The sequence below is a fragment of the Streptomyces sp. NPDC002787 genome (assembly GCF_053592095.1).
Genome location: NZ_JBSFVC010000033.1, coordinates 19,314 through 34,462 on the forward strand (window position 1 = coordinate 19,314; position 15,149 = coordinate 34,462).

11 protein-coding genes are annotated in these 15,149 nt (G+C 70.0%); 2 read left to right on the plus strand and 9 right to left on the minus strand.

Features of this window, described 5'->3' with window-relative positions:
- Positions 1-62: 62 nt before the first annotated feature.
- The 4 genes from ACWD26_RS35670 to ACWD26_RS35685 all read right to left on the minus strand — a co-directional run bounded on the left by ACWD26_RS35670 (position 63) and on the right by ACWD26_RS35685 (position 5,260).
- The gene (locus ACWD26_RS35670) at positions 63-1,556 is read right to left on the minus strand and encodes an AI-2E family transporter (RefSeq protein ID WP_451276414.1); all 1,494 of its coding nucleotides are present in this window, start codon (positions 1,554-1,556) and stop codon (positions 63-65) included.
- A 164-nt stretch (positions 1,557-1,720) separates the two neighbouring features.
- A complete protein-coding gene (locus ACWD26_RS35675; protein WP_451276416.1) occupies positions 1,721-2,428 on the minus strand; it encodes an aggregation-promoting factor C-terminal-like domain-containing protein in 708 nt (235 codons plus the stop codon).
- Between the two features lie 406 nt (positions 2,429-2,834).
- Positions 2,835-4,160: a PhoH family protein gene (locus ACWD26_RS35680; protein ID WP_451276418.1), complete on the minus strand. Its 1,326-nt coding sequence runs from the start codon at positions 4,158-4,160 to the stop codon at positions 2,835-2,837.
- Between the two features lie 326 nt (positions 4,161-4,486).
- Positions 4,487-5,260: an isoprenyl transferase gene (locus ACWD26_RS35685; protein ID WP_451276420.1), complete on the minus strand. Its 774-nt coding sequence runs from the start codon at positions 5,258-5,260 to the stop codon at positions 4,487-4,489.
- Between the two features lie 725 nt (positions 5,261-5,985).
- Here ACWD26_RS35685 and ACWD26_RS35690 point away from each other — a divergent pair.
- Positions 5,986-7,176, plus strand: a complete 1,191-nt coding sequence (locus tag ACWD26_RS35690; RefSeq protein WP_451276422.1) for a winged helix DNA-binding domain-containing protein — start codon at positions 5,986-5,988, stop codon at positions 7,174-7,176.
- Between the two features lie 4 nt (positions 7,177-7,180).
- On the opposite strand, the gene ACWD26_RS35695 is transcribed toward ACWD26_RS35690, so the two are convergent.
- The 5 genes from ACWD26_RS35695 to ACWD26_RS35715 form a co-directional block, all read right to left on the minus strand.
- Positions 7,181-7,960, minus strand: coding sequence for a class I SAM-dependent methyltransferase (locus ACWD26_RS35695; RefSeq protein ID WP_451276424.1), 780 nt, complete (start codon positions 7,958-7,960; stop codon positions 7,181-7,183).
- 199 nt (positions 7,961-8,159) lie between these two features.
- On the minus strand, positions 8,160-8,693 hold the full coding sequence (locus tag ACWD26_RS35700; RefSeq protein WP_451276426.1) for a carboxymuconolactone decarboxylase family protein: 534 nt from the start codon (positions 8,691-8,693) through the stop codon (positions 8,160-8,162).
- Positions 8,694-8,792: 99 nt separating this feature from the next.
- Positions 8,793-11,138, minus strand: a complete 2,346-nt coding sequence (locus ACWD26_RS35705) for an ABC transporter permease (protein WP_451276428.1) — start codon at positions 11,136-11,138, stop codon at positions 8,793-8,795.
- Positions 11,135-11,821 carry an ABC transporter ATP-binding protein gene (locus tag ACWD26_RS35710; protein ID WP_451276430.1) on the minus strand — a complete coding sequence of 229 codons (687 nt, stop codon included), beginning with the start codon at positions 11,819-11,821 and terminating at the stop codon, positions 11,135-11,137. The genes ACWD26_RS35705 and ACWD26_RS35710 overlap by 4 nt, the downstream gene beginning before the upstream one ends.
- A complete protein-coding gene (locus tag ACWD26_RS35715; protein ID WP_451276432.1) occupies positions 11,821-12,345 on the minus strand; it encodes a PadR family transcriptional regulator in 525 nt (174 codons plus the stop codon). Before ACWD26_RS35715 ends, ACWD26_RS35710 begins: the two co-directional genes overlap by 1 nt.
- A 334-nt stretch (positions 12,346-12,679) precedes the next feature.
- Here ACWD26_RS35715 and ACWD26_RS35720 point away from each other — a divergent pair, with 334 nt between their 5' ends.
- Positions 12,680-15,049, plus strand: coding sequence for a transglycosylase domain-containing protein (locus ACWD26_RS35720; RefSeq protein ID WP_451276434.1), 2,370 nt, complete (start codon positions 12,680-12,682; stop codon positions 15,047-15,049).
- Positions 15,050-15,149 lie beyond the last annotated feature (100 nt).

Below are 15,149 nucleotides of genomic sequence, written 5' to 3' on the forward strand. Positions count from 1 at the left end.
ACCGAGTAGCCAACAAGACCAGTCAACGGAGTGGTCCTCCCGCGCCACGGGCGCCCGGTCGACTAGCCCGCGCGCCCGGGCTCGCCCGTCCCCGCCTTCAGCCGTGCCCGGTCCCTCTCCTCCACGTACGCCCGCAACGACCCCACCACCGTGTTCGTGACCGCGACCAACGGCACCGCCACCACCGCGCCCCCGATCCCCGCGATCATGCCACCCGCCGTGACCGACAGGACGACAGCGAGGGGATGCACGCGTACGGCCCGCCCGAGGATGAACGGCTGGAGGATGTGTCCCTCGATCTGCTGCACGGCGAGAACCACGACCAGCGTCATGACCGCCGTGAAGACGCCTTGCGTCACCAGCGCCACGACCACCGCCAGCGCGCCCGAGACGACCGCGCCCACGAGCGGGATGAAGGCGAACAGGAAGATGAAGACGGCCAGCGGCACGGCCATCGGCACATCCAGGAAGTAGATGCCCAGGCCGATGAAGATCGCGTCGATCAACGCCACTATCACCGTGCCGCGCACATACGCCGTCAGCGTCCGCCAGGCCCGCGGCCCGGCCGCCGAGACACCCGGCCGGGCCGCCGCCGGCACCAGCTTCAGCGTCCACTGCCAGATCCGCTTGCCGTCGTACAGGAGGAACAGCGTGGAGAACATCGTCAGGAGGATGCCGGTGAGCGCCTCCACGATGACGGTCACGCCCTCCAGACCGGCCGAGGTGATCGTGTCCGTGTTGTCGCTGATCGCCTCGCGGAGGTTCTGTGCGATGTCGTTGATCTGGTTCTCGGTGACGTGGAACGGGCTGGCGAGCAGCCAGCGCCGCAACTCGTCGATGCCGTCCTGGACCTGGTCGGAGAGGTCGTCGATGTTCTCCATGACCTGCCAGGTGACGAACCAGCCGATCAGCCCCATGATGACGAAGCCGAGGACGGCGGTCAGGGCGGTGGCGAGGCCGCGCGGCACGCCGCGCCGGGTCAGACGCGCCACCGTGGGCTGGAGCAGCGCGGTGACGAGCAGCGCGGTGGTGAACGACAGCACCAGCAGCTGTACGGAGCTGATGATCCGCATCAACACCCAGACGGTGCCCGCGAGAACGAGCAGCCGCCAGCCGGCCTCGGCCGCGACCCGCATACCCCAGGGCACCGCGGACGCGGGGTCGGGACGGGCGTAGAGAACGGGGGCGGCCGTCTGGCCCCGAGCGCCGCCGCCGGAGCCCGCAGAGCCACCCGAGGCGACTCCGGTGCCCTCGGCACCGCCGCCGACACCGCCTTCGGCACGACCCTTCGCACCGGTCTCGGCCCCACTCCCGTCCCCGTCCCCCGCGGACCGCGTGGCCCGCTCGAAGTCGCCGGAATCCCGCGCGCCTTCGGATCCCCTGGAAGCACCGCCGTCGCCGCCGTTCCCGCCCTCGCGACGGCCCCCGGCGAGGCCCGTGCCCTCCTCGGCCCCCTCCGACTCCGACTCGATCTGCGCCCGGCGGCGCTCCAACCGCTCGCTCCACCCGCTCAGTCCGGCGCCGAGCCGGCCGAGCCACCCAGGAACTCGCGACATCATCCGTCCTCTTCCCCCGTCACCCCTGCTGGTCACCACTCCTCCCGGAGGCCGCGATTCCTCTCGGGGCTCCGACCGTACATGGCCGAAGCCCCCCACCAAAGGACGGTGGAGGGCTTCGCGGGGTTGAGCGGCCGGATGCCGGGCACTCGGTGTCCCATGACCTAGTACCAGTGGTTGGCCTGCCAGAACGCCCAGGCCTCGCACGGGCTGCCGTAGCGCGATTCCATGTAGTTGAGGCCCCACTTGATCTGCGTGGCCGGGTTGGTCCGCCAGTCGGAGCCGGCGGACTCGTACTTGCCGGCGGGCAGCGCCTGGAAGAGACCGTAGGCGCCCGAGGAGGGGTTGACGGCCTTGTAGTTCCAGGTGGACTCGTGGTTCACGATGTTGCTGAAGCACGTCCACTGGTCGCTGGCCACGACCGCCTTCGCCATCGCCTGGATCTCGGCGACGGTGTACGAGCTCTGGACGGGGATGTCACCGAGCGAGCCGGCGGCAGCGGACTTCGACTTGGCCTCGGCCTCCGCCGCTTCCTTGGCCTTGCGCTCCTGCTCGGCCTTCTCCGCCTGCTTCTGCTTGTCGATCGCGTCCTGGGCCGCCTTCTTACGGGCGGACTCCTCGGCGTCCTTGCGGGCGCTCGCGTCGGCGGCGATGGCCTGGGCGTCGGCCTGTGCAGTCAGGGAAGCGGTCTGGACCTGGGCCTGCTGGCCCACAGGTATGTCAGCGAGCAACGTGGTGTCGTTCGCGACCGCCTCGGCGTCGTCAGTGGTCGTCTGCGCGGTGCTGCCCGAGGCGACTCCGACGACACTGCCAACTGCGGTGACCGCGGTGGCCGAGGCCACTGCGAATCCCCGGACCGAAATCCGGCTCACACGGTTTCCTTCCAGCATCGCCCGCCTCGGTGACCCTGGCGGACGCAATCGTGCCCCTGGCGCTGGCCTCCCAACTGCGGGGTCACGGAGGCACGGGCCCGGTGGGCAACTCCCGCGAGGGGAGCGCCGCGTGGTGCTCGGGCGGCATACGACGACGCTATGGAATTGACCGTGGTGCTCATGTTGTTCCGTACCGCTGGGGGTACAGGTGTGTCGTATGCGGGGCCTGACAGGAGTGAGACTCTGCCGTACCCCGACACCGCGAGGCAATTCAGTGCCACGTGTGAAAGCTCACACCTCGTTTGACGCAGGAGATTCAAGGAAAGCCGCACGCGCCGAGGCGCCGCCCGGCTAGGCTTCGGAGCCTTTTGCCGGACGGCGCCCAGGGATTGGGGCTGGAGTGGGGCTAAATCTGCCCGTCCTCCAGCATTTCGGTCACAAGGGCCGCGATCTGGGACCGTTCGGACCTCGTCAGCGTGACGTGGGCGAAGAGCGGATGGCCCTTCAGCTTCTCGACCACGGCGACGACCCCGTCGTAGCGACCGACGCGCAGGTTGTCGCGCTGGGCCACGTCATGGGTCAGGACCACACGCGAGTTCGCGCCGATCCGGGACAGCACGGTCAGCAGGACGTTCCGCTCCAGCGACTGTGCCTCGTCCACGATCACGAACGCGTCGTGGAGGGAACGGCCACGGATGTGCGTGAGCGGCAGCACCTCCAGCATCCCGCGGGCGGTGACCTCCTCGATGACCTCGCGGCTGGTGACCGCGGAGAGCGTGTCGAAGACCGCCTGCGCCCAGGGGCTCATCTTCTCGGACTCGGAGCCGGGCAGATAGCCGAGCTCCTGCCCGCCGACCGCGTACAGCGGCCGGAAGACCATCACCTTCTGGTGCTGGCGGCGTTCGAGTACGGCCTCCAGTCCCGCGCACAGCGCGAGCGCCGACTTTCCGGTGCCGGCCCGGCCGCCCATCGACAGGATGCCCACGTCCGGGTCGAGCAGCAGATCCAGCGCGATGCGCTGCTCCGCGCTGCGGCCCTTGATGCCGAAGGCCTCCCGGTCGCCCCGTACGAGACGGATGTTGCCGTCGGGCGTCACCCGGCCGAGCGCCTTGCCGCGCTCCGACTGGATGGTCAGACCCGTGTGCACGGGGAGGTCGCTCGCCTCGGGGACGTAGAGGGTCCCCTCCTCGAAGAGGATGTCCACCTGCTCGCCCGGCAGGGTCAGTTCGGACATCCCGGTCCACCCGGAGGCGTCCGTGATGGCCAGCTCCGCGCGGTACTCCTCGGCGAGGAGGCCCACGGAGGACGCCTTGATCCTCAGGGGCAGGTCCTTCGACACCACGGTGACGTCGAAGCCCTCGGCCTGCAGATTGCGGGCCACCGCGAGGATCCGGGAGTCGTTGTCCCCCAGGCGGTAGCCGCTGGGCAGCACGCTGGGATCCGAGTGGTTGAGCTCGACCCTCACGGTCCCGCCGAGCTCCCCGATGGGAATGGGGGCGTCGAGGCGGCCGTGCCGGACCCGGAACTCGTCGAGCAGACGCAGGGCCTGCCGGGCGAAGTAGCCGAGTTCGGGATGGTGCCTCTTCGCCTCCAGCTCCGTGACCACGACGATCGGAAGCACGACCTCGTGCTCGTCGAAGCGGCTCAAAGCATTCGGGTCGGCCAGCAGGACGCTGGTGTCGAGGACGTAGGTGCGCCGGTCTGGCATACGGCGCTTTGTGCTGGTCACCACGGAAGGACGTACCCCCTCGGATGAGGTCGGGGAGCGACGAGAACGATCTGGGCCGGTCGTCGGCGCCGTTGCACGGGCCGGTGACCGGCCCTCCGCTGCTTCGTCCGTGCTGTGACCGCACGATCGGGCTGGTGCAAAGGGCCTCCCGGGCGGACGGCCCCGAGCCGCCCGCTGAGATCCGACACCCGTGGTTCGGGCGTCGACCTGACTGCGTTATGCCCTCGAACATGCGCCGCCATGCCAAGCGGTACGACGGCGCCCCGGTGAACTCCTCGTTACTTTCGTCCCGGTGGGCTACCGGTGGAGCACCCGCGGGTTACGGAATTTCAGCCTCCGTAACGGCGGTGTCGCGCGGCGTAGTCACGCAGCGCGCGCAGGAAGTCGACCTTCCGGAAGGCCGGCCAGAAGACGTCGCAGAAGTAGTACTCGGAGTGGGCGGTCTGCCAGAGCATGAATCCGGACAGCCGCTGCTCGCCGCTGGTACGGATCACCAGATCCGGGTCGGGCTGGTCGCCGGTGTAGAGGTGGCTGCCGATCAGGTCGACGGAGACCTTCTCGGCGAGCTCCTCCATCGAGGTGCCCTGCTCGTGCGCGTCCTGGACCATCGACCGTACGGCGTCGGCGATCTCCTGGCGGCCGCCGTACCCGATGGCGACGTTGACCAGTATTCCGTCGACGTCCGCGGTGGACTCCTCGGACTCCTTCAGCGCGGTCTGCAGCTGCCCGGGCAACTGGTCCAGCGTGCCCACGTGGTGCACCCGCCAGCGGCCGTCGGCGGCGAGGGTGCGGACGACGTCCTCGATGATCCCGAAGAGGGGGACCAGCTCTTCCTGCGGGCGGCCGAAGTTGTCCGTGGAGAACAGCCAGAGGGTGACGACCTTCACGTCCGTCTCGGTGCACCAGCCGAGGAACTCCTCGATCTTGTGCGCCCCGGCCCGGTGTCCCTGGGCGGTCGTGGAGCCCGCGGCCTTCGCCCAGCGCCGGTTGCCGTCCATGATGACGCCGATGTGCTGGGGCACCTGGGCGTGGTCGAGGTGGCCCTCGACCCTGCGTGCGTAGACCCTGACCAGCAGGCCGCGCAGTTTGTCGCGCAGGTTCACGTGAATTCCAGCCCCTCCGGTGCGGTGGCGGTCCCCTTGGTTGGCAGAGCCTACCGGGGTTGGAGGCCAACTCCGCCAAGGGGTGTGCGGGGTTGGACGGGCCCCGGCGTCCGACGGTTCGCGGATCGCCGCGGGTCTGGGGGGCTTGTCGCGCGGTTCCCCGCGCCCTGGGGAAGCGGGGGTGCCCTCCAGGAAGAGTGGCCGTATCCGCGCAGAAAAAACGGGCCGGTCCGTGGGGGGGAGACGGACCGGCCCGAGGGGGGGTTTCCACCATAACCCTTTGTGAGTGATGCTGCGTGCATCGGCGTGCCACAACTACTCTGCGGAGTCGGATGACAGCGCGGCGGTGGGTGCGGAAGCGTTCATTCAGGGTGTGATCGAGGGGTGATCATGGCTGGAACGCGACGGATTCCAAGGGGAACGGGAGGAATCCTGGTGGGATTGTGGGGTTTGCGCATCCTTGTGCGACTACCGGGGAGAAACGCCGGGGCACCCCCATGTGGGTGAAGCGGCCCGGGAACGCGCGCTTGACGCCGATGTCGGGGCGCACGGCTTCGCGCAGTCCCCTCCACCGCGCGAAACCGTGCCGCGCGGCTTTGCTCACGCGAATTACCTTGGTCTGAACCTACGTGAGCGGGGTCGCGGAAGCCAAGCCGTGGGCGATAACGATGTGGAAACCGGCGTAGAGGTCAGGATCTGACCTCTTTCCGGCCTAGCGTCGTCCCATGACCGCGACGAGCGTGAGGGGTGCCGACACCATGAAGGTCACCTGGGAGCAGGCGAGCGCGCGACGGACGGAACGGCAGTTCCTGGCGGCCCCCGCACCGGGCGGCACAGCGGTCGCCGAGGTGGCCGGCGCCATGCTGGGCGCCCACGCGCAGGTGCTGTCGGCGGCCGAGCTGTCGGTCGGGCTGCGGACCGAAGGGGCGACGCGAGCGGACGTCCGGGCCGCGCTGTGGGAGGACCGGACACTGGTGAAGACGTTCGGGCCGCGCGGCACCGTGCATCTGCTGCCCACCGCCGACCTGCCCTTCTGGACGGCCGCGCTGCCCGCGATCCCCTTCGGCGGGAGCCAGTTCGCCCCGGACGTACGGCTCACCGACGGCCAGGCGGAGGAGGTCCTCGCCGCCATCGGCGCCGCGCTCGACGGGACCACGCTGACCCTCGACGAACTGAACGAGGAGGTCGTCGCCCGCACCGGACCGTGGGCCGGGGACCGCGTCATGCCCGCCTTCCAGGACCTGTGGCCCCGCTGGCGTCAGATGATGCACCGCGCGGGCCAGTCCGGCGCCCTGTGCTTCGGCCCCGACCGCGGCCGCAGGGCGACGTACACCCGGCCCCCGCACTTCGCGCCCCTGCCCTCGGCGGAAGAGGGCCTGGCGGCTCTCGTACGGCACTATCTGCGCGCCTACGGTCCGGCCCGTCCGCGGCACTTCGCCAAGTGGGCTGCGGCGCCCGGCGCCTGGTCCGACCGGCTCTTCACCTCACTGGCCGCCGCCGACGAGATCGAGGAGGTCGACTTCGAGGGCGAACCGGCCTGGGTGGCCGCGGGCGACACCGGCTTCCCCGAGGACCCGGCCCGCACGCTGCGGGGCGTACGGCTGCTGCCCTACTTCGACGCGTACGGCATCGCCGCGCAGCCCCGCGAGCGGCTGTTCCCCGGCCCGGCGTACGAACGGGCACTCGCGCGCGGCCAGGCGGGCAACTACCCCCTGCTCCTGGTGGACGGTGTGGTCGCGGGCGTCTGGCACCAGCGGCGCCAGGGGCGGCGTACGACGGTCACGGTGGAGCCGTTGGCGCGGCTGACCGCGCGGCAGGAGCGGGAGTTGGGGGAGCGGGTGGCACGGGTGGGCGACGTGCTGGAGGCGCGGGCCGAGTTGGCGATCGGGAAGATCACGGTCGGCCCGCACGCGTAGGGCTTCACACCGCTGCCGGTTTGCGGGCCTCGAAGAGATGGCGGGTGCTGTGAGCGACGAAGGGCCCCTCCGCCTCGATCCGCTCGTGCAGCGAGCGCAGCCGCGGGCGATAAGCGTCCACGGTGAAACCGGGCACCATCCAGACGACCTTCTTCAGGAAGTGCACCACCGCGCCGATGTCGTGGAACTCCATGCGCAGCCGCTCGGCCCGCAGATCCACGATCTCCAGCCCGGCGGCCTCGGCGCCGGCGCGCTCGTGGTCCGGGTGGCGGCCGCCGCGGGTCTCCTCCGGCAGTGGCCCGGTGAAGTGCTCGACCAGCTCGAAGGCGCTCCTCGGTCCGACGTGCTGGGCGAAGTACGTGCCGCCGGGCCTCAGCACCCGGGCGATCTCCGTCCAGTGCGCCTGGACCGGGTGCCTGCTGGTGACCAGGTCGAACGCCCCGTCCGCGAACGGCAGCGGCGCGTCCTGCGGGCTGGCCACGACCACCGCGCCCCGGGGATGCAGCAGGGCGGTGGCCTTCGCGACGTTCGGTGGCCACCCCTCCGTGGCCACGGTCACCGCCGGAAGACGCGGAGCGGAGGCGAGCACCTCGCCACCCCCGGTCTGGATGTCCAACGCCGCCGAGGCCCGCGCGAGCCGTTCCCCCATCGCCCGCGCGTACCCCCACGAGGGCCGAGCCTCGGTGGCCCGCCCCTCGAACCACGAGAAGTCCCACCCCTCGGTGGGCACGGCATCGCCTTCGGCGACGAGGGCTTCGAAGGTGGGGGAGTGGGGAGAGGCCATGGGGATGGATTGTGCCGAGGGCGAGAAGGGCCCGCGACTGATTTTCCGCGCCCCCTGAAAGAAGGGGCGCAGCCCCTTGTCTTTCAGGGGCGCGGGGAACTGCGCGACCAGCCACATCGGGCCCGCACCCGCCCCACGACCCACAACTCCCGAGCTCTCACGCGGGTTCCGGGGGCGCAGCCCCTGGCCGACCCCCGGCCTACTCGGAGAGAATCGCCTCCGCCTCCAACGTGACCCCCACCGCCCGCACCACCGAAGCGACCCGGAACGCCTCCTGCACGGCCTCCCGCCCCACCCCCGCCGCGCGGAGCACCCGCTCATGCGAGTCCAGACACCCCCCGCACCCGTTGATCGCGGACACGGCCAACGCCCACAACTCGTAGTCGACCCGGTCCACCCCGGGGCCGCCGATGACGTTCATCCGCAGCCCGGTCCGCAGACCGCCGTACTCCTGGTCGGACAGCAGATGCCGGGTGCGGAAGAAGACGTTGCTCAGCGCCATCGCCGCCGCCGCGGACTTCGCCGCGGTGTACGCCTCCGGCGACAGCCGCGCCCTGGCCTCCGGCGCCAGCTCCCGCAGCACGATCGCCGAGCGCGAGGCGATCGCCGTGGCCAGCACCGTCCCCCACAGCTGCTGTTCCGTCAGCCCGGAGTCACCGAGGACGGCGTCCAGGTTCCGGCGGAGATCCCTGGCGTAGTCCGGAATCGCGGACCTCAAGGTGTCGAGCGACATGGCGTCCTCACTCCCGGGCGAGCGGCTGACAGGGACCAGTGTGGCCGGTGCCGCGGGAACACCGCGGCACCGGCCCACTCCCTGAGGCGCCGCGGCGGCCTACTCCGTACGCAGCCCCTCCGGCCGCATCATCCGTACCAGCGGCGGCATGCTCAGCGCCGTGACCAGGACGACGACGCCCGCGCCGATGCCGGTCATCGACAGCACGCTCGGCCAGTCGACGCTCACCGGCATGTTCGTCATCTTCAGCAGGACCGCGCCGAGGGTCAGACCGACCGCCGAGGCGAGGACCAGGCCCAGCGTGATCGGGACGGCGGTCTGCCACAGCACGGACAGGCCGAGCGTGCGGCGCCGCGTACCGAAGGCGACCAGCGCAGACAGCAGCTTCCGGCGTTCACGCAGCTGCTCCAGCTGGGAGACGAGGAGGCTCGCGCCGATGAGGACCAGCACGGCGGACGCGCCCACCAGCAGACCGGTACGGATGTCCGTGAACTCCTCGGCCCGCGTGGTCGACTCCCACTCCCAGGTGCGGATGAGCGGATCGATCGCGACGGCGGCGTTGCGCACCTCGTCGAGGGCGTCCGGAACCTGGGTATCGGTCCGTACGTAGACGAAGCTGGAGAGCCCGTCCTCCGCCTTGGCGGGCAGGGCGCCCGGAGTGGCCAGCAGCCCCGCTGTCCCGGGCCGCAGCGTATCGGCACGGGCGGACACCTTCCGCAACGCTTCCGGCAGCTTCCAGGCGATCTCGGCGCCCCGCTCCTCCCCGCTGAAGGACGCGTCGAAGTACAGGGTGTTCCCGGCGGTCATGAGCTTCGTCTCCATCGGGTCACCCAGCGTGAAGACGTCGCCGTCGCGGCAGGAGGAGATCTCCGCGACTTCGCGCAGCGCTGCGCAGTCGCCGATGGTCACCGACGCCCACTCCTCGGGGTCCTTGACCGTGGCGGAGACCTCCGTGTCGGACAGTGCCGCGGTGGCCTCCGCGCCCTTGGCCCGCTTCAGCTCCTTGGTCACGGAGCTCACCGAGAGGTCGTCCGGCAGGGCGAGTTCCATCTGGGCCCGCGTGGTGTCCTTCCCGGTCGACATGGTGAACCTGCTCTCGACCCCGGCGAACAGCATCTGCAGGGCGATCGCACCGGCCACCGCCACCGCGATGCCGTTGACCATGCGGGCCGCCGAACCGCTGCTCAGCTGGAGCCTGCGGACGGCCAGTTGCCAGGAAAGGGCGCCGGAGCCCAGCCGGGCGACGAACGCCTCGACGACCCACGGCAGCAGGGCGGTGATACCGACGAGCAGCAGGACGACACCGCCGGTCACCATGTACTCGTTGAACTCCCCGTTCTCCGACCCCTGGCCGACCATCGGGTAGAGCAGCGCGAGACCGCCGAGCGGCGGCAGCAGCCGCCACCAGAGCCTGCGGCGCGCGGGCTTGGCCGTACGGACCACACCGAGCGGTTCGATGACGACGCCGCGCAGCGCGAACAGCGTGACGAGGACGGCGGCGGCCGGCACCGCGAGCGCGACCAGCAGCGCGAGGCCGGGGGAGGGGTCGAGGTAGCTCGGGAACACACTGACGTCGAGCACCTCGACAGAACCGGCGATCTCCCGGCCCAGCAGGAAGAACCCGGTGCCGAAGACCAGACCCAGCACGGCTCCCGCGAGGGCCTCGCCCGCCGCGATCCGGCGCGTCATCCGCCCGTCGGAGCCGACCAGCCGCAGCGCCGCCAGCCTGCGGTCGCGCCGCTCGCCACCGAACCGTACGGCTGTCGCGATGAACACGGCCACCGGCATCAGCAGCACCACGAAGACGACCAGGATGAGCAGCAGCAGGATCGGGTCCAGATCCTCCTCGGTGGGCTGCTCTGTCGCTCCGAACCGGTCGATCCGGGCCACCACCGAGCCGTCGATCCGCTGGGCGAGCCCCTCGGCGCCGGCGTAGTAGGCGAGTTCCCCCGGGCCGATCAGCCCGGCCTCGCCGATGGTGCCCGCCGTCTCGTACGGCAGCCGGTCCCGCAGCAGTTCCCCGGCGTCCGACTTCAGCAGTTCGGCGAGGGCGGGAGAGACGACCATCTCGCCCGGCGCGGGGAACTTGCCCAGCCCCGGTGGTGGCGGCGCGTGCTCGCCCTCGGGTTCGAGGAGCCGTCCCCTTATCTCGCGGTGCCGGTACTCGGTGTCGGTGTCGGCGACGAGCAGGCTCCTGTCGGTCGGCTTGGACCTGGTGTTGTCCTCCAGGTAGCCGATCCCCCGGTCCTGCCGGGCTTCCTCCCTGGCTCCCCGCGCCGACATCGCGCTCGGTATCGCCGCCGTGAGCAGCAGCAGCGCCACCCCGAGGCCGACGCCGACCGCGGTGAGCACGGCACGCACCCAGCCCTCACGGCCCCCGGTGAAGGTGAACCGCACCCCCATCGCCAGGTCCCGGTACCACTGGCGGACCATGGCGGAACTCATACGACGCGCTCCATGTCCCGCGACTTGCCGTCCCGTACGACGATCTCGCGGTCGGAGTACGCGGCCACCCGGGCCTCGTGCGTGACCAGGACGACGGCGGCGTTGGTGGACCGGGCGGCCTCGGTGAGCAGCTCCATCACGCGCTCACCGTTGAGCGAGTCGAGCGCGCCGGTGGGCTCGTCCGCGAACAGCACCCGAGGGTTGGTGACCAGGGCCCGGGCCACGGCGACCCGCTGGCCCTGGCCGCCGGAGACCTCACCGGGACGCTTGCGCGCGAGGTCGTCGACCTCCAACCGCTGCATCCAGCCGAGTGCGGTCTTCTCGGCCTCCTTGCGGGAGCCGCCGTTCAGCCTCAGCGGCAGCGCCACGTTCTCCACACAGGTCAGCTCCGGCACCAGCTGGCCGAACTGGAAGACGAACCCGAACTCGCTGCGCCGGAGCGCGCTGCGCTGGGCGTCGTTCATGGTGGCCATCTCACGGCCGTTGTACGTGATCGAGCCCGAGTCGGGCGGCACGATCCCGGCGAGGCAGTGCAGCAGCGTCGACTTGCCGGAGCCGGAGGGGCCCATCACCGCGACGACCTCGCCGGGGTGGATGGAGAACTCGGCACCGTCCAGCGCGGTGGTCGGACCGTACGCCTTGCGCAGATCGGTCGCGACGAGCAGGGAGCCGGCGGGGGTCATCACCGGACCACCGCCTCGGCCAGCTTGCCCAGCCGGGCGGCGGTCAGCTCCAGCCATCGCAGATCGGCCTCCAGATGGAACAGGGCGTGGTCGCAGATCAGCTGATCGGCCAGGTCGCCCTTGCGCTTGCGGTCGGTGAGGATGCGCATCATGCGCAGGTGTTCGGAACGCTGGGTGTCGAGGATGTCGGCCGCGTTCCGGTCGGTGAGCAGGGCGAGGACGACCTTCGTGTAGAGGGTCGACTGCAGATACGGCTCGGGTTTCTCGGGTGTCGCGAGCCACCGCTGGACATCGGTGATGCCCGCCTCGGTGATCGCGTACCGCTTGCGCTCGGGGCCGCCGCCGGGCTCGACGCCGTCGACCTCGACGAGGCCGTTCTTCAGCAGGCGCGACATCGTCGAGTAGACCTGGCCGTAGTGCAGCGGCCGGTCGTGACCGAACTTCTCGTCGAAGGCCCGCTTGAGGTCGTAACCGTGTCGGGGCCCGGACTCCAGGAGTCCCAGGAGGGTGTGACCGATGGACATGAGCACGACTGTACACAGGGGCTATACACCGCACGTATACCCACTGTGTATAGGTTGTCGCCGGAGGGGGAGGGGGCGCAGGTCAGAGCCGATTGTCACGGTTGTGTCACTGAGGCCGACGGCAACTCATGAGCCGGACGGGGCAACCATCGGCCCTGTTGGAACGTCCGTTCCGGTGGGATGAGGTCTATCGGAGCGCGCTTCGCGTGCGCTTTGTCACGCCGCCACAAGGCGGACCGACTCCCTCTTGTCATAGTCCTCGGTGTTAGCTTGCTGAGCTGACAAGACCCGAGTGACGTATGAGACCGAGCAGAATGCGGAGCGGACCGGAGCCATGGGACGAGCGGAAGAAAGACGAGCGCGGCAGCGCGGCGGTCGCCGCGCGGCGCCCAAGCGCTCGTCCGGGGGCGATGCGGGCACGACGACCGTCATAGGTGCGCCCGAGGGCGGTGGTGGCCGGGCGGCAGCCAGGGCCGCCGCCAAGGGCACCGGCAAGAAACAGCAGAAGAGCCTCCTGCGCCGCCTCTTCACCTGGAAGAAGATCCTCGGCACGTTCTTCGGTGTCTGCCTGCTCGGTATGGCCGCCTTCGTCGCGCTCTACCTCTGGATCGACATCCCCAAGGGGAACCCCCAGGCGCTCCAGGAAAGCAACGTCTACAAGTACTCCAACGGCAAGATCCTCGCCCGCTCCGGCACGACCAACCGCGAGATCGTCGAACTCAAGGACATCCCCAAAGAGGTCCAGCAGACCTTCGTCGCAGCCGAGAACAAGACCTTCTACACGGACCCCGGCGTCGACTTCAAGGGCATGACCCGAGGCCTGATCAACACCCTGTCCGGCAAGGGCAAACAGGGCGGCTCCACGATCACCCAGCAGTACGTCAAGAACTTCTACCTGACATCCGACCAGACGGTGACCCGCAAGCTCAACGAGCTGGTCATCTCCCTGAAGCTGGAGCGCAACGAGTCCAAGGACACCATCCTCGCGGGCTACATCAACACCAGCTACTACGGCCGTGGCGCCTGGGGCATCCAGGCCGCCGCCCAGGCGTACTACCGCAAGGACGCCAAGGACCTCAACGTCCGAGAAGGCGCCTACCTCGCCGCGCTGCTCCAGGCCCCGAGCCAGTACGACCTGGCCACCGCCACCCCGACCGGCAGGAAGCTGGTCACGAACCGGTGGAACTACGTGCTGGACAACATGGTCGAGATGAAGAAGCTGTCCGCCTCGGAGCGTGCGGGCATGAAGCTCCCCATGCCGAAGGAGCCCCAGTCCGCCCCCGACATGGAGGGCCAGAACGGCTACCTGGTGAACGCGGCCAACAACGAGCTGGCCAAGCAGCTCGTGGCCGGGAACAAGGCCTCCGACATCGAGGATGCCAAGACGAAGATCGAGGCGGGCGGCTGGACCGTCACGCTGAACGTCGACCCGAAGAAGCAGGTCGCGCTGGAGAAGGCCGTCAAGGAACGCCTCACCAGCAAGCTCGACCCGAAGAAGCGCAAGGTCGACAAGCACATCCAGGCCGGCGCGGTCTCCGTCGACCCGAAGACCGGCAAGGTCCTCGCCATGTACGGCGGCGTCGACTACGTGAAGCACTTCACCAACAACGCCATGCGCCGGGACTACCAGCCCGCGTCCACCTTCAAGCCGGTGATCCTCGCCGCGGCCGTCGACGAGGGCGCCGAGACGCAGGACGGCGACCCGATCACCGCGAGCACCGTCTACGACGGTGACAGCGGGCACAAGGTCATGGACAACGGCACCGCGGTCGGCTTCAACCCGCCGAACGAGGACAACGTCGACTACGGCGACGTCACCGTGCAGACCGCCATGAACAAGTCCATCAACTCCGTCTTCGCCCAGATGGGCGTCGACGTGGGCATGGAGAAGGTCATGGAGGTCGCCGGGAAGCTCGGCATGGACACCGAGGGCATGGAGGCGGTCCCCGCCCAGACCCTGGGTTCCATGGGCGCCAGCCCGCTGGAGATGGCCGGCATCTACGCCACCCTCGACAACCACGGCAGGAAGGTCACCCCGACCATCGTCGCCTCCGCCACGCACCGCGAGGGCGAGGTCGAGTTCCCCGAGGCGATCGGCGAGCAGGTCATCACCCCCGAGGCCGCCGACACGGTCACCTCGGTCCTCACCGGCGTGGTCGACGACGGTACGGCCAGGACGTCCGTCCGCGACAACCCCGCCCGCGACGGCCAGGTGGTCGCCGGCAAGACGGGTACCTCCGACGAGAACCGCTCCGCCTGGTTCACCGGCTACACCCCGAACCTCGTGACCTCCGTCGGCCTCTTCGGCGAGGACATGAGCAAGAACGGCAAGCACGTCCCGATGTACGGTGCCGGCGGCGAGGAGCGCGTCAACGGCGGTGGCTTCCCGGCCCAGATCTGGGCCACGTACACCTTCGGCGTCATGGGCAAGACCACCAAGTTCGAGCTGGACACCAAGCAGGGCGCCGCGGTGGCGCCGACGGAGTCCCCGACCCCCTCGACCAGCCCGAGCCCGACCCCGTCGGAGACCCCCACCACCGAGGAACCGTCGACCGAGCCCGCGACCACCCCGGAGACGACACCGGAGACGACCCCGGAGACGACCCCGGAGACAACGCCGGAGACGACCCCGGTGGAGACCCCGTCGGACGACGGCGACATCGAACTGCCGACGGATCCGAACGATCCGCAGTCAGACGGATAGCGCACGAGCGCACAAGAGAAGGGCGCCCGGTAACCACCGGGCGCCCTCTGTTTTAGGGGCGCGGGGCTGTGTCGATCTGCGGCTCCGCCGCGTGGGCGCG